Source organism: Polaribacter sp. HL-MS24, from assembly GCF_032758595.1.
Taxonomy (GTDB): Bacteria; Bacteroidota; Bacteroidia; order Flavobacteriales; family Flavobacteriaceae; genus Polaribacter.
The window spans coordinates 674459-691349 of sequence record NZ_CP136415.1 but is presented as its reverse complement, the minus strand read 5'-3'; the positions used below and the strand labels follow the sequence as shown (position 1 = coordinate 691349).

General features: G+C 35.6%; 15 protein-coding genes and 1 pseudogene. 12 read left to right on the top strand and 4 right to left on the bottom strand.

The annotated features are described in order from the left end of the window. Positions 1 to 203: 203 nt before the first annotated feature. The 12 genes and pseudogenes from RRF69_RS03310 to trpA all read left to right on the top strand — a co-directional run bounded on the left by RRF69_RS03310 (position 204) and on the right by trpA (position 12916). Positions 204 to 470, top strand: a complete 267-nt coding sequence (locus tag RRF69_RS03310) for a hypothetical protein (protein WP_316940552.1) — start codon at positions 204 to 206, stop codon at positions 468 to 470. A 1-nt stretch (position 471) separates the two neighbouring features. Next, complete coding sequence (locus RRF69_RS03305) at positions 472 to 1869, top strand: amidase family protein (RefSeq protein WP_316940551.1); 1398 nt, start codon at positions 472 to 474, stop codon at positions 1867 to 1869. Next, on the top strand, positions 1869 to 5198 hold the full coding sequence (gene gatB/aspS, locus RRF69_RS03300; RefSeq protein WP_316940550.1) for a bifunctional amidotransferase subunit GatB/aspartate--tRNA ligase AspS: 3330 nt from the start codon (positions 1869 to 1871) through the stop codon (positions 5196 to 5198). Before RRF69_RS03305 ends, gatB/aspS begins: the two co-directional genes overlap by 1 nt. 203 nt (positions 5199 to 5401) lie before the next feature. After that, positions 5402 to 6793 (top strand): anthranilate synthase component I family protein, encoded by a 1392-nt coding sequence (locus RRF69_RS03295; RefSeq protein ID WP_316940549.1) that lies wholly within the window; start codon positions 5402 to 5404, stop codon positions 6791 to 6793. 55 nt (positions 6794 to 6848) lie between these two features. Then, positions 6849 to 7428: pseudogene (locus RRF69_RS03290) on the top strand (anthranilate synthase component II). A gap of 78 nt (positions 7429 to 7506) precedes the next feature. Further along, positions 7507 to 8499 carry an anthranilate phosphoribosyltransferase gene (trpD, locus tag RRF69_RS03285; protein ID WP_316940548.1) on the top strand — a complete coding sequence of 331 codons (993 nt, stop codon included), beginning with the start codon at positions 7507 to 7509 and terminating at the stop codon, positions 8497 to 8499. Between the two features lie 100 nt (positions 8500 to 8599). Continuing rightward, complete coding sequence (gene trpC / locus RRF69_RS03280) at positions 8600 to 9388, top strand: indole-3-glycerol phosphate synthase TrpC (protein WP_316940547.1); 789 nt, start codon at positions 8600 to 8602, stop codon at positions 9386 to 9388. Between the two features lie 57 nt (positions 9389 to 9445). Further along, positions 9446 to 9805 carry a hypothetical protein gene (locus RRF69_RS03275; protein WP_316940546.1) on the top strand — a complete coding sequence of 120 codons (360 nt, stop codon included), beginning with the start codon at positions 9446 to 9448 and terminating at the stop codon, positions 9803 to 9805. An 11-nt stretch (positions 9806 to 9816) separates the two neighbouring features. Continuing rightward, entirely contained in the window at positions 9817 to 9981 is a 165-nt protein-coding gene (locus tag RRF69_RS03270) for a hypothetical protein (RefSeq protein ID WP_316941103.1), read from the top strand. A gap of 196 nt (positions 9982 to 10177) precedes the next feature. Next, the gene (gene trpB / locus RRF69_RS03265; protein ID WP_316940545.1) at positions 10178 to 11362 is read left to right on the top strand and encodes a tryptophan synthase subunit beta; all 1185 of its coding nucleotides are present in this window, start codon (positions 10178 to 10180) and stop codon (positions 11360 to 11362) included. Next, complete coding sequence (locus RRF69_RS03260; protein WP_316940544.1) at positions 11362 to 12150, top strand: DUF3050 domain-containing protein; 789 nt, start codon at positions 11362 to 11364, stop codon at positions 12148 to 12150. The genes trpB and RRF69_RS03260 overlap by 1 nt, the downstream gene beginning before the upstream one ends. A gap of 1 nt (position 12151) precedes the next feature. Further along, positions 12152 to 12916: a tryptophan synthase subunit alpha gene (gene trpA / locus RRF69_RS03255; protein WP_316940543.1), complete on the top strand. Its 765-nt coding sequence runs from the start codon at positions 12152 to 12154 to the stop codon at positions 12914 to 12916. A 67-nt stretch (positions 12917 to 12983) separates the two neighbouring features. Here trpA and RRF69_RS03250 read toward each other — a convergent pair whose 3' ends face one another. The 4 genes from RRF69_RS03250 to RRF69_RS03235 are packed head-to-tail and all read right to left on the bottom strand — an operon-like array spanning position 12984 to position 16866. After that, positions 12984 to 13418 carry an FKBP-type peptidyl-prolyl cis-trans isomerase gene (locus RRF69_RS03250; protein WP_316940542.1) on the bottom strand — a complete coding sequence of 145 codons (435 nt, stop codon included), beginning with the start codon at positions 13416 to 13418 and terminating at the stop codon, positions 12984 to 12986. A gap of 38 nt (positions 13419 to 13456) precedes the next feature. Further along, complete coding sequence (locus RRF69_RS03245; protein ID WP_316940541.1) at positions 13457 to 15070, bottom strand: amidohydrolase; 1614 nt, start codon at positions 15068 to 15070, stop codon at positions 13457 to 13459. Beyond that, on the bottom strand, positions 15067 to 15429 hold the full coding sequence (locus tag RRF69_RS03240) for a MauE/DoxX family redox-associated membrane protein (protein WP_316940540.1): 363 nt from the start codon (positions 15427 to 15429) through the stop codon (positions 15067 to 15069). Before RRF69_RS03240 ends, RRF69_RS03245 begins: the two co-directional genes overlap by 4 nt. 3 nt (positions 15430 to 15432) lie before the next feature. After that, positions 15433 to 16866: a M20/M25/M40 family metallo-hydrolase gene (locus RRF69_RS03235; RefSeq protein ID WP_316940539.1), complete on the bottom strand. Its 1434-nt coding sequence runs from the start codon at positions 16864 to 16866 to the stop codon at positions 15433 to 15435. Positions 16867 to 16891 lie beyond the last annotated feature (25 nt).

Sequence of the window (16891 nt, the reverse complement as noted above, 5' to 3'; positions counted from 1 at the left end):
ATGTAATGCTGAAGTGAAATGATAAAAAAGAGTATCTTGTAGCATAATTTCTACCTATATTTGTCCGTATAATACATATGATACAGAATAATAACAATCGTAATTTCAATAATCCTAATACATAGGACGGAAGGTTGTTGTTTAAAATATAGATAAAGCCTTCCAAAATTGGAAGGCTTTTTTTTGAATCTAAAATTAAAGAAATGAGTAAAATTATGACAGTAGACATTTTGTCTAGTATTAAAGGAGCTAAGCCATCGGAATCGGTGCGTACACTATTCGATGTAATTAAAAATGCAAATCAGAATACTATTGCCCCAAATACGTTGCATTCTTCAGCGGTTTCTTTAGATGATTTGAGAGAGGATGTCGTTTTGGAAAGTTCTTCTTTGGAAAAAGAGATTATTAGAGAAAATTTTCCAAAAGAAAAGAATGGATTTTTAGTGGTTGCTAAAGTGATAGAAGATTAATATGGAGTCACAAATTATAAGGATACATCAACAATTGATGCATAAAGAAATTTCTTGTACAGAATTAGTGCAAGAAAAGTTAACGCTACTAAAGCAAAACACCCATCATACGGTAAATTCTTTATTAGAAACATCTGCTTTGACTTTGGCTAAAAAAGTAGATGCTAAAATTGCAAATGGAGAAAAAATCGGAATCTTAGAAGGCATTCCTTTTGGAGTGAAAGATGTGTATATGTTACAAGGAACTTATACAACCGCGAGTTCTCAATTTTTAAAAGAATATAAAGCTTCCTACACGGCAACTTCAATTCAGAAATTATTAGACGCTGGAGCGATTCCTATCGTTAAAGAAAATTGTGATTCTTTTGGTCATGGTTCTTCTTCTGAGAATACTATTTTTGGTGCCGTTCTAAATGCCGTACACCCAGATTTGGTTGGTGGAGGTTCAAGTGGAGGATCAGCCGTAAATGTGGCCAAAGAGTTTACTGCCTTTTCAATTGGAGGAGATACAGGAGGTTCTATCAGGCAGCCCGCAGGGTACAATAAAGTATATGGTTTCAAGCCCACCTATGGAAGAATTTCTCGTTACGGATTGATGGCATACGCATCTTCTACCGATTGTGTGGGGCCGATTGCAAAATCTATTGAAGATATCCGAATTGTTTTAAATACAATGAGTGGAAAGGATGTAAAAGATCAAACGACCTATGGTTCTGAAGTAATTTCAGAAGATTTGAATTCTTCAAAAAAAATAAAAACAGTTGGGTATTATCGAAATTTTATTGAGAATGAAGCGATTTCAAAAGATGTCAAAGACGATTTTCTTGCAATTATTGAAAAAATAAAGGCAACGGGAATAGAAGTAAAAGCTTTAACTTTTTTTGATGCTGATATTTTAGTTTCCACATACTATACATTGGCAATGGCAGAGACAGCTTCCAACTTATCGCGTTTAGACGGTACCAATTATGGAGCAAGAATTGAAGGTGAAAATTTAAAAGACACCTATTCAATTACGCGTTCTGAGAATTTTTCTGAAGAATCAAAAAGAAGAATTGTTGGTGGAAATCAGGTTTTATCTCAAGGTTTTTCAGATGAGATTTATCTAAAAGCACAGCATTTAAGGAATCAAATTTCAGCAAGGTTTAGTGAAGATTTTAAAGAGGTCGATGTAATTGTGTCACCAGTAACCCCCTCAAGCCCCCCCAAAATAGGTGAAAGTTTAAATGATCCTTTGGCGATGTATTTGTCTGATGCTTATACTGTAGGTTTTAGTCTGGGAGAATTACCCACGTTAACAATTCCAAAAGGGACTTCAACAGGAATTCAAATTACAGCTGACAAGAAACAAGATGCAGAAGTTTTACAATTTGCTAACTTCTTAAACGATATTTTATAATGGAATTAGCACAGTTAAATGATGCTTTAAAAGCACATGATTTAGAATTGATTATCGGTATAGAAACACATGTTCGTTTAAATACGAAGACAAAATTGTTTTGCTCCTGCCCCAATGAAGAAACAGAAACGCCAAACACCAATATTTGTTCCGTTTGTACAGGACAAATGGGGGTGTTGCCTGCCATTAATAAAGAGGCGATTGTAAAGGCCATTTATTTTGGAAAAGCAGTGAAATCGAGCTTTTCAAATGAGATAATTTCTTGGGATCGGAAACATTATGAATATCCAGACAATCCAAAAAACATTCAAATTACCCAGTTTCATAACCCCGTAATTCCCGATGGTGAAGTTTCTTGTTATCGAAATGACGGATCTCAATTTACAGTAAGTTTAACCCAAACTCATATTGAAGAAGATGCGGCAAAATTAATGCACGAAAAGAAAATTTCTTTGGTTGATTTTAATAAAGCTGGAGTTCCCTTAATAGAAATTGTAACAGCGCCTTGTATTCGTCATATTGAAGATGCATCTACTTATGCACAATACATTCAAAGAATTGTTCAAAATTTAGGAATTTCCGAGGCCAATCTAGAAAAAGGAGAATTCAAATCGGATGTTTCTGTCTCTCTAAGAAAAAAGCACACCTATGAACTCAATCCTAGAACAGAAATCAAGAATTTAAATTCTTTTAAGTTCATGGTGGAGGCATTGAAGGAGGAAATTGAAAAGCAGTTCAACTATTATATTGATCACAAAGAATTTCGACCCGACCAAACGACGGTTCTATGGGATGCTGATTTAAAGCAAACCAAAACAATGCGAACCAAAGAGTTTGAAGCGGATTATCGTTTTATTTCTGAGCCAGATCTTCCTTTTGTTTCCATAAAAGACGTGGTTGAAAATATTAAAATTGATACAAGTGCGTTGCCCTATGCCGTCGAATCTATTTTAATCAAAGGGGGTGTTTTGCCTCAAGACGCTAAGTTTTTTACTGCCGATGCAATTCGATCTAAAACATTCATGACAATGAATTCTGCAATTCAAGACCCCTCTTTTGTCGCAAAAACATTGGTGAATACAATAGGCGCAGATGATTATGAAAGCATTCATGACATCGATCATTTAATTGAAATTTTTCAACTATTTAAAGAAGATAAAATTACCTCTGTTTTAGTTCAAAATGGAATTACAACGTACTTAAAAGACAGAACTTTCGATTATAAAAAGTATTTTGAAGACCACACAATTTCTGAAGATAAAATTACTGAAGCAATTGCAAAAGTAATTTCTGAAAATGAAGCGATTGCAAAAGATATTCAATCAGGAAGTCAGGGAAAAGCAGGCATTCTTGTTGGAAAAGTAATTGGAATTATAGGAAAAGGAGCTTCTGGGAAAGTAATTCGGGAAGGAATTCTGAAACAACTTTCTGGAGATGGTTCAAGTACCAAGAAAGAAGTAGAGCACCCTACAGAGGCCAAAAAGCAGGATGAAATCCATATTCAAGAAGAAATTTTCCCACAAATTCCAATCATCATTAAAGATGAATACAGGACGCATAAAATTTCTCAATTATCTGAGAGCTCTATTAACCAAGAAATAACACTTTCAGGATGGGTATCAAGTGTTAGAGATCATGGAGAATTAATTTTCATTGATTTACGAGACTCAAGCAATCAAATTTTTCAAGTTCGTTTGAGTAGAGAATCGTTTGCTAATATTGACGAATTGGTGAAATTAAAACCAGAGTCTGTAATTTCTGTAACAGGAACTGTGATTCAACGAAATGAAAACGATTATAATGCCGGTTTGCGAACTGGAAAATTAGAGCTGGAAACTTCCGGTTTGGAAATAGTAAACCTTTCTAAGACCTTACCCTTTGAAATTAAAAGAGCTGTCAAATCCAATGAAACTGTTCGTTTTCAATATAAATTTTTAGACCATAGGAATGATGAGGTTCGCAGAGCTATCGTAAACCGCCATAAAGTTATAAAGTTATTACGTGATATTTTAGATGATGAAGAGTTTTTAGAAATTGAAACACCAATTTTAACAGCAGGAACAGACGAAGGCGCCAAGGAGTTTATTGTGCCAACAAGAAAACAATCAGGTTCTTTTTATACACTTCCACAAGCGCCACAACAGTTTAAGCAAATGTTAATGGTGGGTGGTTTTGAAAAATATTTTCAAATTGCACGTTGTTTTAGGGATGAAGATTCTCGTGGAGACAGACAACCCGAATTTACGCAATTAGATATTGAGATGGCGTATGCTAGTATGCAGCAAATCATCGATTTAAACACAAAACTCTTTAATGAAGTAGTGCAAAAAATCTATGGTAAAAAATGGGTTTTACATCCGTTTGAAGTCATTACTTATAAAGATGCGATGGATAAATATGGTTGTGATAGACCTGATTTACGTTTCGGATTACAAATGCAAGACATTACTGAAATTGTAAAAGACACCACGTTTCAAGTTTTTAGCAAACCTATTGAAAAAGGTGGAATTGTAAAGTGTATTAAAGTTTCTGCAAAAGAACAAGGAAACAAACGCATGTCCAAAGGACAGATTGAAAATTTGACAGCCATTGCACAGCAAAATGGGCTTGGTGGATTGGCATACATTATTGTGAATGAAAACGATTTACAATCGCCAATCATAAAGTTTTTAGGGGAAGAAATTGCCGCAAACATTATCAAAGCAACAGCTGCAAAAATTGGAGACATTGTATTTTTCTCTGCAGCAGATTATGCCACTGCAAATAAAGCGTTGGATATGGTGCGTCAAGAAATGGGACGAATTTTAAAGTTGATCAACCCTAAGGAATTAAGACCTGCTTGGGTAGTTGATTTCCCAATGTTCGAAAAAACAGACGAAGGCCGTTGGACCTTTACACACAACCCTTTTTCAATGCCAGCAATTTACGATTTGGAAAAGCATATGAATGGAGAAGGAGAGGAAATAGGTACCATCATTGCTCAACAATATGATTTAATTTTAAATGGTTATGAAATTGGAGGAGGCTCTGTTCGTGCACATAAATCAGAAATCCTAGAGGCGACCTATAAAAATATGGGCTATGACAAAGAAGGAATGCTAAAAAGCGTAGGAACAATGTATAAAGCGTTTCAATATGGAGCGCCACCTCATGGAGGAATTGCATGGGGAATTGATCGATTAATGATGATTTTAGAAAAGAAAGCATCTATTAGAGAAGTAATGGCATTCCCAAAAACAGGTTCATCAGAAGACTTATTATTTAATGCACCTTCACAGCTATCCGATAAAAAGGTAGAAGAAATGAATGTGAGAATTATTAGAAAATAAATCATTTTAAAGGTTGTCTATTTTAAAAATCTACCTTATTTTTGTGGGAGAATGAAAAATAATACAAACATTAAATGGTGGTGGAACTCTCTTAATTCATAAGTGAGAACTTTTCCTATATGTAGACATATAAAAAAGACTTATCTCACGATAAGTCTTTTTCATTTTTAGAAAAATAAGTTAGTGAGATAAATTCAGCATAAATGAAAGAAATACAATTTAAAACAACCAGTACTACTAGGATTTCAGATACCGTTACGCCAGTTGGATTGTATTTGCGTTTTCGAGATAAATATGCAAACACCCTCTTATTAGAAAGTTCCGATTATCACAGTAAAGAAGAAAGTTTTTCTTTTATCTGTATAGCGCCAATGGTTACCATGAAGGTCGAAGATGCCAGATTTACTGTATCTCACAAAGGGGTGCAAGTCGCTGATCACCAAGTCGATAAAAACTTTTATGAGCTGTTTGATGTGTTTCAAAAATCCATTGCATTGGATTGTCCAAAAGAGCTTAAGTCCTTCAATGGTTTGTATGGATATACAACTTTTGATAGTGTACAGTATTTTGAAAACATTAGGTTTAAAAATAAAAAAGCACCTTCTGCAATTCCAGAAATGCAATATAGCTTCTATCGTTTTATTATTGCCATAAATCATTTTAACGATGAGATGACCTTGATTGAAAATATGGAAGAAGATGGAACTTCTAGAATTTCGGAAATTGAAACGATTATTGATGTCCAATCGTTTAATACCCACAAATTTGAAATTGTAGGTGCTGAAACTTCCAATTGTACCAATGATGATTTTAAAGAATACGTAGCAAAGGCGAAAGCTCATTGTAAAAGAGGGGATGTATTTCAGTTGGTGTTATCGCGTCAATTTCAACAAGAATTTAAAGGAGACGAGTTTAATGTATACAGAGCTTTGCGGTCAATTAATCCATCACCGTATTTGTTTTATTTTGATTATGGGAATTTTAAATTGATGGGTTCTTCGCCAGAAGCACAAATAAAAATTTCTGGAGGAAAAGCAACAATCAACCCAATAGCAGGAACTTTCCGAAGAACGGGAGAAATGGCAGAAGACATCAAGTTGGGAAAGAAATTATCTGAAGATAAAAAAGAAACGGCAGAACATGTGATGTTGGTTGATTTGGCACGAAACGATTTGAGTAAACACGCCGATCAAGTGACCGTAGAGGTGTTTAAGGAAGTACAATATTTTAGTCACGTCATTCATTTAGTATCCACCGTTCAAGGAAAAATCAAAGGAGAACCAATTGAAATTGTTGGAGATACTTTTCCTGCAGGAACATTAAGCGGGGCTCCAAAATACAAAGCGATGGAGTTGATCGATAAATATGAAAATCAGTCTCGAGGGTTTTATGGAGGGGCAGTTGGAATTATCGGATTAGACGGTTCTGTCAATTTAGCCATTGCCATTCGTTCTTTTGTAAGTAAAAATAACGTCTTGTATTCACAAGCAGGAGCAGGAATTGTAATTCATTCTGATGAAGAAAAGGAATTACAAGAAGTCAATAACAAATTAGCCGCCTTAAAAAAAGCATTGATTTTGGCTGAAAACATTTAAAAATACCTTTTAGCAGTTTGCTATTGGCAAATTCTTAAAAGCTAAAAACTATAGTATGAAAATATTAATACTAGATAATTACGATTCGTTTACTTACAACCTGGTTCATATGGTTGAGAAAATTACAGGAAATTTCCCTGCAGTCTATAGAAACGATGAAATTAGTGTCGAAGATGTCGGGCAATACGACTTGATCATGCTATCACTAAGATCCTGGGATTCCAGAGGAAGCAGGGATCTTAAAAGAAGTCATTCGCAGTTATGCAGGCATCAAACCAATATTCGGAGTTTGTTTGGGTTTGCAAGCAATTACCGAGGTTTTTGGTGGAACCATCATCAATTTAGACACTGTATATCACGGAGTAGCTACTGAAATGAAAGTGACCGATTCAAGTGCTGTTATTTTCAAAGAAGTATCTGAAGTATTTTTAGCAGCACGCTACCATTCTTGGGCAGCAACCGATGAAGGTTTTCCTCAAGCACTGAGAGTTACGGCAAGAGATCAGGAAGGCGGTATTCAGGCCATACAACATAAAGAATTTCAAATTAGTGCAGTACAATTTCATCCAGAATCAATTTTAACCGATGTTGGAGAACAATTGGTTCGCAACTTTATAGAAAGTGTAAAAAAGTAATTAAATTAAAAGTTTTTAAGTTTTAGGCAAAAAGTACTTTTCAACTTGACACTTTCAAATTTTTAGAACTGAATTCGAATGAAAGCAATATTAAACGACTTATATCAACACAAGAAACTGTCTAAAGAAGAAGCAAAACGCATCTTAATTGAGATTGCTTCCGAAAAATACAATGATGCGCATTTGGCATCGTTTATGACGGTTTTTATGATGCGCCCAATTACCGTTGACGAGCTTTCTGGATTTAGAAGTGCTTTGCAAGAATTGGCGATAAAAGTTGATTTTTCAGACTATAATACCATTGATATTGTGGGAACTGGTGGAGATGGAAAAGACACGTTTAACATCTCTACATTAACTTCTTTTGTTGTAGCAGGGACGGGGCAAATGGTAGCAAAGCACGGAAATTATTCCGTATCTTCCCAGTCGGGTTCCTCTGATATGTTGGAGAGTTTTGGCTATGAGTTTACCAATGACGAACACATCCTAAGAGCACATTTGGAAAAAGCAAATATTTGTTTTTTACATGCGCCAAAATTTCATCCAGCAATGAAAGCAGTTGGCCCTACAAGAAAGGCATTGGCTTTAAAAACTTTTTTCAATATGCTAGGCCCTTTAGTCAATCCAAGTTCTCCCAAAAATCATTTATTGGGAACCTTTAATTTGGAAGTCGCGCGTTTGTATAATTACATTCTTCAAGAAGAAAAGGAAATTCAATATGGAATAATTCACGCAGTAGACGGCTATGACGAAATTTCTTTAACAGGTGGATTCAAATTTTTTACCAAAAAAGGAGAACAGCTAATCAATCCAGAAGATATCGGTCAAAAAAGAATAGCTCAATCTGAAATATTTGGGGGGAATTCAGTAGCAGACGCAGCAAAAATATTCACATCAATTCTAGACGGAAAAGGAACTGAAGCACAAAATAATGTAGTGCTTACCAATGCAGCCTTTGCATTAAAAATAGTCTCAGAAACGAAGAGTTTTGAAGCTGCCTATGAAGAAGCAAAGAATTCTTTGTTTGGATTGAAAGCAAAACAATGTTTGAAATTGTTAACTAAGAATTAGAATTATTAATAAAAGAGATAAAGAAATTTTAAATAGTATTGAAAACATCTATAAGACCGTTCAAAATTGATAATTTAAAATTCGTAATTACATATTATTCATGACCATACTAGATAAAATTATTGCATTTAAAAAGAAGGAAATTGCTAAGATCAAAGCAGAAGTTCCTGTCAAGAAATTAGTTGAAAGCCCCAATTTTGGAAGAACTGTTTTATCATTAAAGAAATCGTTGTTAGAAGTGGGTTCTACGGGTATTATTGCGGAATACAAACGCCAATCTCCTTCCAAAGGAATTATCAACGACAAAGCGACTATTGCTGAGGTTACCAACGGATACCTAGATGCTAACGTTGCTGCGCAATCTATTTTGACAGATACTTCGTTTTTTGGGGGTACCATGGCAGATTTGATGGAAGCCAGAGTGATCAACCAACAGAAGCCAATTTTACGCAAAGATTTTGTTGTTGATGGATTTCAAATAGTAGAAGCCAAAGCAATTGGTGCCGATGTGATTTTATTGATTGCCTCATGTTTGACTCCATTAGAATTGAAGAATTTTGGAAATTTGGCAACGGATTTAGGAATGGAAGTTTTGTATGAGGTGCATACTCAAGAAGATTTAGACAAGATCAATGATTTAGACAACAAAATTATTGGGATCAATAATCGAAATTTAAAAACCTTTGAAGTAGATTTAGAGCACTCGATGAGGTTGGCAAATCAAATTCCCACCTCTGCTATCAAAATATCAGAAAGTGGAATTTCAGATCCTAGAATTATTACAGGATTAAAAGAATTTGGTTTTCAAGGATTTTTAATTGGAGAGAATTTTATGAAAGAAGAGGATCCAGAAAACGCTTGTAAAGAATTTATCAGTCAAATTCGATAGGAATGAATACATGTGGAAGCGTGAATCGTATAAAGAAATATTTAAATAGACTATAGGATGAAATTGAAAGTTTGCGGAATGAAATATGTAGAAAACATCCAACAAGTTGCTGAATTGCAACCTGATTATATGGGCTTTATTTTCTATGACCAATCGAAGAGAAACTTTGAAGGAATTCTTCCAGAGCTTCCAGCTACCATCAAAAAAACTGGTGTTTTTGTCAATGAATATCTTGAAATTGTAATTTCTTTAGTAGAAGAATATCGTTTGGATGCAGTTCAATTGCACGGAGATGAATCTGTCGAATATGTTCAAGAATTGCAAGCGGCTTTAGCTCAGAGACGCGCGTTATTTCTTGAAGAAAATCGTTGTCAAAAAAAGAAAAAAACAAGCATGTTCTTTCTGCAGAAAAAGTAGAATTGATCAAAGTGTTTGGTATCAAAGACACTTTTGATTTTGAGAGTTTAAAACCTTATACAGCGGTAGTTGACTATTTTTTATTTGACACCAAAGGGAAAGACAGAGGTGGAAATGGTATAAAATTTGATTGGGCCGTTTTGAAAAACTATCCTTTCGATAAACCCTTTTTTTAAGCGGTGGAATCGGTTCGGATGATGTGGAGGAAGTTCAAAAATTAATCGCTTCAGATTTACCAATTTATGCCCTGGATGTTAATAGTCAATTTGAGATCGCGCTAGGAATGAAAGATTTTAAGCAATTACAACAGTTTAAAAATAGGCTATCGAACTAATTTAATATTACATAATAATACAGTTACACTATATAGATATGAAATCAAAATTTCAACCCGACGAAAATGGATATTTTGGACAATTTGGGGGAGCATTTATCCCAGAATTGTTATATCCTAATGTAAAAGAATTAGAAGATAATTATATTCAAATTATCGAGTCAGAAGAATTTCAGAAAGAGTACAAATCGTTGCTAAAAGATTATGTTGGGCGTCCAACTCCCTTGTATTTGGCCAAGCGTCTGTCAGAAAAATACGGAGCGCATATTTATTTAAAACGCGAAGATTTAAACCATACGGGTGCTCATAAAGTAAACAATACGGTGGGACAGATTTTGATTGCTAAGAAATTAGGAAAAACCAAGATAATTGCAGAAACTGGTGCTGGGCAACACGGAGTTGCTACTGCCACAGTATGTGCCTTAATGGGTCTAGAATGTACTGTTTTTATGGGTGAAAAAGACATTGTACGGCAAGCACCCAATGTTGCTAGAATGAAAATGTTGGGAGCAAAGGTAGTGCCTGCAACCAGTGGGAGTAAAACCTTAAAAGATGCTACTAACGAAGCAATTCGATATTGGATACAGAATCCAGAAACTTTTTACTTAATAGGTTCTGTAGTTGGCCCGCATCCACATCCAGATATGGTTGCACGTTTGCAAGCTGTAATTTCGGAAGAAATGAAATGGCAGTTGAAAGAAAAGACAGGCAAAGAAAATCCAGATACCATTATTGCTTGTGTAGGTGGTGGGAGTAATGCTGCAGGTGCTTTTTATCATTATATGGAAGATGAAGATGTGGAGCTAATTGCTGTGGAGGCGGCAGGAATGGGTGTCAATTCTGGAGAAAGTGCTGCGACATCTCAATTAGGACAAGTTGGAATCATTCACGGTAGTAAGACCATTTTAATGCAAGATGAGTATGGACAAATTGTTGAGCCTTATTCTATTTCTGCAGGATTAGATTATCCTGGCGTTGGACCACTACACGCTTTTTTGTTTGAAACTAAAAGAGCGAAGTTTATGAATGCAACCGATGAAGAAGCATTGGCTGCTGCCTATGAATTGACTAAAATTGAAGGGATTATTCCTGCTCTAGAAACAGCGCATGCTTTGGCAGTTTTGCCAAAAATGAAATTAAAAAAAGACCAAGTGGTCGTTATTAATTTATCGGGTAGAGGAGATAAAGATTTAGAAATATTTATTAAATACTTAAAAGAATAATGAATCCTAATATTGATTTTATAGAAAACGAAATAGCGCCTTTAAGAGCGCAGTTAAAAAACCATTCCCTTTATAAAAATCTTCAATCACTTCATGATGTCAGACTTTTTATGGAAAATCATGTTTTTGCGGTTTGGGATTTTATGTCTCTTTTAAAAGCTTTACAAATTGAGCTAACCACTGTAACGACCCCTTGGGTTCCAAGAAAAAATGCAGTCCTCGCTCGTTTTATTAATGAAATAACGGTAGCAGAAGAAAGTGATTTTGATAAAGATGGGGTAGTTAAAAGTCATTTTGAAATGTATCTTGATGCCATGCGAGAAATTGGAGCAGATACCTCAAAAATTAACGCCTTTATCAAACAAATTGAGTTGGAAGCTTCTGTAGAAAATTGTTTAGAAAAGACTTCTATTCACACTACTGTAAAGGATTTTGTATCTTATACTTTTCAAATAGTAGATTCTAAAGAAACTCACAAAATTGCATCGGCCTTCACTTTTGGAAGAGAAGATGTGATTCCGGATATGTTTCTAAAAATTGTAGCTGAAGCAACCTCTGAACAACATATTGGTTTTGAAAGTTTCACCTACTATTTGAACCGTCATATTGAGTTGGATGGTGACGAACATGGACCATTGTCCTTGCAAATGGTTACAGAATTGTGTGGCAATGATGCTCAAAAATGGGCAGAGGTATTAGAAGTTGCCAAAAAATCACTAGAAGTGCGAATTCAATTGTGGAGTGGCATTGAAGAAGAACTCAAACGTTTCAAACAAGAACTGGTATAGTATGAAAAAGTTACATTCATTATTGTCGGAAAAGAAAAACGTATTATCCATTTATTTCACCTCAGGTTTTCCAAAGTTAGGAGATACGACCAAGGTTATTGCTGCTTTAGAAAAAAGTGGAGTCGATTTTATTGAAGTGGGGTTGCCGTATTCAGACCCTTTAGCCGATGGGCCTACTATTCAGGACAGTAGCCAGAAAGCCTTGGAAAATGGAATTAATTTAGATGTTATTTTTGAACAACTCATGACGATTAAAAGCACGAATACCACTCCTTTGGTATTAATGGGCTATTTAAATCAAATGCTAAAATATGGGGAAGAAAAATTTTGTCAAAAAGTAGTAGATTGTGGTATAGAAACCCTAATCATTCCTGATTTGCCAATGGTAGAGTTTGAAAATCACTACCAAGCATTGTTTGATAAGTATGGGCTGACCAATGTATTTTTAATCACACCCAATACAGAAGTTGAACGCATTCAGAAAATTGATAGTTATACCAAAGCATTTATATATGTGGTTGCTTCTTCTTCAATTACTGGAGCAAAAGGAGAAATTTCAAATCAGCAAATTGCCTATTTTGAAAGAATTCAAGCAATGGGATTGAAAAGTAAATTAATTGTTGGTTTTGGGATTTCAGACAAAACTACCTTTAATACTGCTTGTTCTTACGCCGATGGAGCCATCATTGGTTCTGCCTTTATCAAATACCTAGACCACAACGGAATTGAAAAAATTGATGATTTTGTTAAGCCAATCAGAAGCTAAAAAAAAGCGAAACTTTAAAGTTTCGCTTTTTTTTTATCATAAAATCGCATGTTTTAATTCACGCTGATTAAATTGATGTCGAATACCAAAGCAGCCCCTCCAGGATCGAACTATTTCCACGATCACCATAGCCAAGCTTTGATGGGATTAATAAAACACCAGATCCACCTTCCTTAAAAAGCTGAATTCCTTCGGTCCATCCTGAAATTACTCGATTCAAATTTGTGGTATATCCGTTCTGATTTTGATCAAAAACATTGCCATTTAAAAAATATCCTTTATAGGCTACTGTAACGTTTGAGCTACTCGTAGGTCTTGCTCCATTTCCTAGCTCATTTATCACATAAAACAATCCAGAATTGGTTCTTTCAGCAGATAAATTGTTGTCTTCAATATATTTCAGAATGTCAGCTTCTGTTTGAGCGCCAAAATTATTATCATCGTCTTTAGCACAAGAAAGAAACAGAAAAAAGGCGAAAAATATGGGAAGGATTTTTTTCATTGAAATGTGTTTTAAATTTGTTGGCAAATATAAGATTTTTAATAAACTTTCTCTCCGTTTAAATAGGTGTGAATCACTTTTGTTTTCGGAATTTCTTTGGTTTCAATTTCCATAATATTTTGATCGAGGATGACAAAGTCTGCAAATTTCCCAACCGAGATACTTCCTTTTTCGTTTTCTTCAAAATTAGCATAAGCAGCCCAGATAGTCATCCCTTTTAAGGTTTCTTCCCTGCTCAACGCATTCTCCATTTGAAAGCCCTCTTTGGGATATTGGTAGAGGTCTTTTCGTGCGGTAGCTGCATAGAAGGTTAAAAATGGATTTACCTGCTCTACAGGAAAGTCAGTTCCTAAGGCAATTTTTCCATATCGATTCAACAAGTCTTTGAATGCGTAGGCTCCTTTCATGCGAGTTTCTCCAATTCGATCTTCTGCCCAATACATATCGGAGGTAGCATGGGTAGGTTGAACTGAAGGAAGTATATTGTTAAAATTTTTGAAATCCTCGGGAGCTATGATTTGTGCGTGCTCAATTCTCCATCTTCTATTTTTTGCATTTGCTAATACTTCTTTATAGACTTTCAACATCCAGTGATTTGTAGAATCTCCAATAGCATGGGTATTCATTTGAAAGTCGGATGCTGCTATTTGTTTGGCAATCTCTTGATATCTGTTTGGCGGATAGATCAAGGCTCCAAAATGATGTTCTCTATCGGAATAAGGACTGCGCATGGCTGCACCTCGAGAACCCAAAGCACCATCTCCATAGACTTTAAAAGAGCGTACATGTAAGTTGTCTGTTTTGAGAATTCCTTTGTTGATATAATAATCCAAGGCTTCTTGAGAATCACCTGAAACCATCGCATATATTCTCATTTTTAAATCTTTGGTTTGTTGTAAACTGTCAATCAGTTCGATGGTCTGTCTTTCAATACCCGCGTCGTCAACAGTAGTCAATCCATAAGAAAAAGAGATTTTTTGGGCATCCAACAGTCCTTGAATTGCTTCTTTTTTTGAGACCTTCGGGAACTTGATGAAATCCATGGCAGCATCGATTAAAACTCCTGTCATTTTGCCGTTTTCAAGAATAATTTCTCCTCCAGAAACTGGGGAGTCTTTTGTAATTCCCGAAAGCTCAATGGCTGCTTGATTGACCAATAAGGCGTGGCCATCTACTCTTCCAATTGCTACTGGAGTATTTGGAAATAAAAGGTCTAATTTTTCTTTGGTAGGAAATTCTTTACTCTCCCAATCGTTCTGATCCCATCCACGACCCGTAATAAATTCTACATTTTTTTCTTTCTGAAAGGCAACAATTTTTTGGAGTACTTCTTCATAACTTTTAGTGCCCTCTAAGCTTACTTTTTGTTGTTGCAGTCCCATTCTATAAAAATGACAATGTGCATCAATTAATCCTGGAATAATGGTGCTGTTTTGAGCGTCTACAATTTCTTTTGGCTTGTATTTTTTTTGAATTTCTCGATTGCTTCCAATACCAATAAATTTCCCATCTTTGATTGCAAAGGCTTCTACTTTATCAAATGAAGGATTCACTGTATAGGCATTCGCATTGATTACGATTAGGTCTGCGGTTTCCTGTTTGCAAGAAAGAATAGTAAATACAATACAAATAATGGTAGTTATTTTTTTCATGAATGTGTATAGATTAGATAGGAGAGGTACAACAATACAAACTGAAAGGGAATCCTAATAATGGCGAGTTTTTTGGAGCCAATGGCGGGTCTTTCTTTGGTAAGATCCCAAATGTGAATGGGTAAGAAAAACCACATTAAAACAAAAATTCCCATGGCAGCTTCTTTCACAGTTTGATTAAAAAACAAACCCATTCCCAAAGCAATTTCGATGATTCCAAAAATAGAATTCACCGCTCGTTTGGGTAAGAAATTCGGGATAAAATGTTTGAAAAATTCGGGCTTTATCAAATGCATGATTCCTGCATAGCTAAAAAAAACTCCAAAAATGATTTTTAAACTTAGAATGAAATACTCCATGTTTTAAGGTTTTATAGGGGTGTTGTTGTATAGGTATTTGTCCATTAGGTATAAGAAACTCGCCATCGATGCACTTCCCAATTCTAGTTCGCGTTTGTTTACCTTGTCAAATGTATCAATGCTTGTGTGGTGGTAGTCAAAATAACGTTGACTGTCGGGACGATATCCAACAAGAGTCACTGTTTCTGCTTTAAGAGGTGAGATGTCGGCACCAGAACCTCCTTGTTCGAGGTCATGTAATCCGTAGGGAGCTAGTAATTTTTTCCAGCTTTGCAGCAGAGTTGTATTGGCAAGGTTTGCATCAATTGAAAATCCTCTTGGTGTATGTCCACCGGCATCCGATTCTAAACCTCCAATATGGTTTTCCTGATTGAGTTTTGCCAATTCAGCATATTTTTTTGCACCCCGAGTTCCGTTTTCTTCATTCATAAAGAAGACCACTCTTAAGGTGTTTTTGAGACGAAAATTATTTTTCTTAAACAATGCCGCGACTTCTAAAGACTGTACGATACCAGTTCCATCATCGTGAGCACCGTCACCTAAATCCCATGAATCTAAGTGACCGCCAACAACCATTATGTTTTCGGGAGTTTCACTTCCTGTAATTTGCCCGACCACATTAAAAGAGGGTGCATCGGGTAACGTTTGGCAACTTTGTTTAAAGTAGAATTTCAAGGTAGGGTTTGCTTTTAGGTCTGCACTCAAAATAGTTGCAGCCCGAGAGCTAATGGCCGCAGTTGGAATGTATTGTTCGGGTTCTAAATCGCCATAGCTCATGGTTCCTGTATGCGGATAATCATCTATAGCATTTGTCATAGAACGGACAATGACCCCTTTGGCTCCATATACCCCACAAACAGCAGCCCCTTGAACCCGTTGTCCTACACAGCCTCCATAGGCTGCAAAGGTATTGATGAGGGTATTGTCAAAAGGTCGATTAAAAAACACGATTTTGCCACGCATTTTTTCTCCCAAAGCTTTGGCTTCCTCCAAACTGTGTACTTCAATTACTTCTGCAGAAAGTCCTTCCTTTGGGGTGGCTATTGAAAAACCTAAAGCACAAATTGGAACATTTATTTGTTTTCCATTATTCAAATAGTAAGCAATTTCCTTTTCTCCACGAACCCAGTGGGGTACCATTACAGGTTGCAGCCATACAGAGTCTAAACCCACACTCTTCATTAATTGTTCTCCCCAAACGACTGCTTTTGCGGCTTCTGGCGAACCGGATAGTCTTCCTCCAATAGTTTGTGTTAAATCTCGTAACCATTCATAAGACTCACCTTGGGTTAGGGCAGCATTGAAAAGACTTTTGATTTTTGTGGAATCTATTTTTTCTTCTTTGGATAATTGGGTAGAAGAACTAATTTTTTCTTGCTGTTGAAGACAAGAAAAAAAAACGAAGGTGAGTGCAAGGAATAGAGAGGATTTGTACATTTTTAGTAAATTGATTAAAGTCTAA

Excerpts from the sequence above, each read along its gene's own strand:
- RRF69_RS03310 (WP_316940552.1), top strand. The coding sequence starts at position 204 with ATGAGTAAAATTATGACAGTAGACATTTTGTCTAGTATTAAAGGAGCT.
- RRF69_RS03305 (WP_316940551.1), top strand. The coding sequence starts at position 472 with ATGGAGTCACAAATTATAAGGATACATCAACAATTGATGCATAAAGAA.
- gatB/aspS (WP_316940550.1), top strand. The coding sequence starts at position 1,869 with ATGGAATTAGCACAGTTAAATGATGCTTTAAAAGCACATGATTTAGAA.
- RRF69_RS03295 (WP_316940549.1), top strand. The coding sequence starts at position 5,402 with ATGAAAGAAATACAATTTAAAACAACCAGTACTACTAGGATTTCAGAT.
- trpD (WP_316940548.1), top strand. The coding sequence starts at position 7,507 with ATGAAAGCAATATTAAACGACTTATATCAACACAAGAAACTGTCTAAA.
- trpC (WP_316940547.1), top strand. The coding sequence starts at position 8,600 with ATGACCATACTAGATAAAATTATTGCATTTAAAAAGAAGGAAATTGCT.
- RRF69_RS03275 (WP_316940546.1), top strand. The coding sequence starts at position 9,446 with ATGAAATTGAAAGTTTGCGGAATGAAATATGTAGAAAACATCCAACAA.
- trpB (WP_316940545.1), top strand. The coding sequence starts at position 10,178 with ATGAAATCAAAATTTCAACCCGACGAAAATGGATATTTTGGACAATTT.
- RRF69_RS03260 (WP_316940544.1), top strand. The coding sequence starts at position 11,362 with ATGAATCCTAATATTGATTTTATAGAAAACGAAATAGCGCCTTTAAGA.
- trpA (WP_316940543.1), top strand. The coding sequence starts at position 12,152 with ATGAAAAAGTTACATTCATTATTGTCGGAAAAGAAAAACGTATTATCC.
- RRF69_RS03250 (WP_316940542.1), bottom strand. The coding sequence starts at position 13,418 with ATGAAAAAAATCCTTCCCATATTTTTCGCCTTTTTTCTGTTTCTTTCT.
- RRF69_RS03245 (WP_316940541.1), bottom strand. The coding sequence starts at position 15,070 with ATGAAAAAAATAACTACCATTATTTGTATTGTATTTACTATTCTTTCT.
- RRF69_RS03240 (WP_316940540.1), bottom strand. The coding sequence starts at position 15,429 with ATGGAGTATTTCATTCTAAGTTTAAAAATCATTTTTGGAGTTTTTTTT.
- RRF69_RS03235 (WP_316940539.1), bottom strand. The coding sequence starts at position 16,866 with ATGTACAAATCCTCTCTATTCCTTGCACTCACCTTCGTTTTTTTTTCT.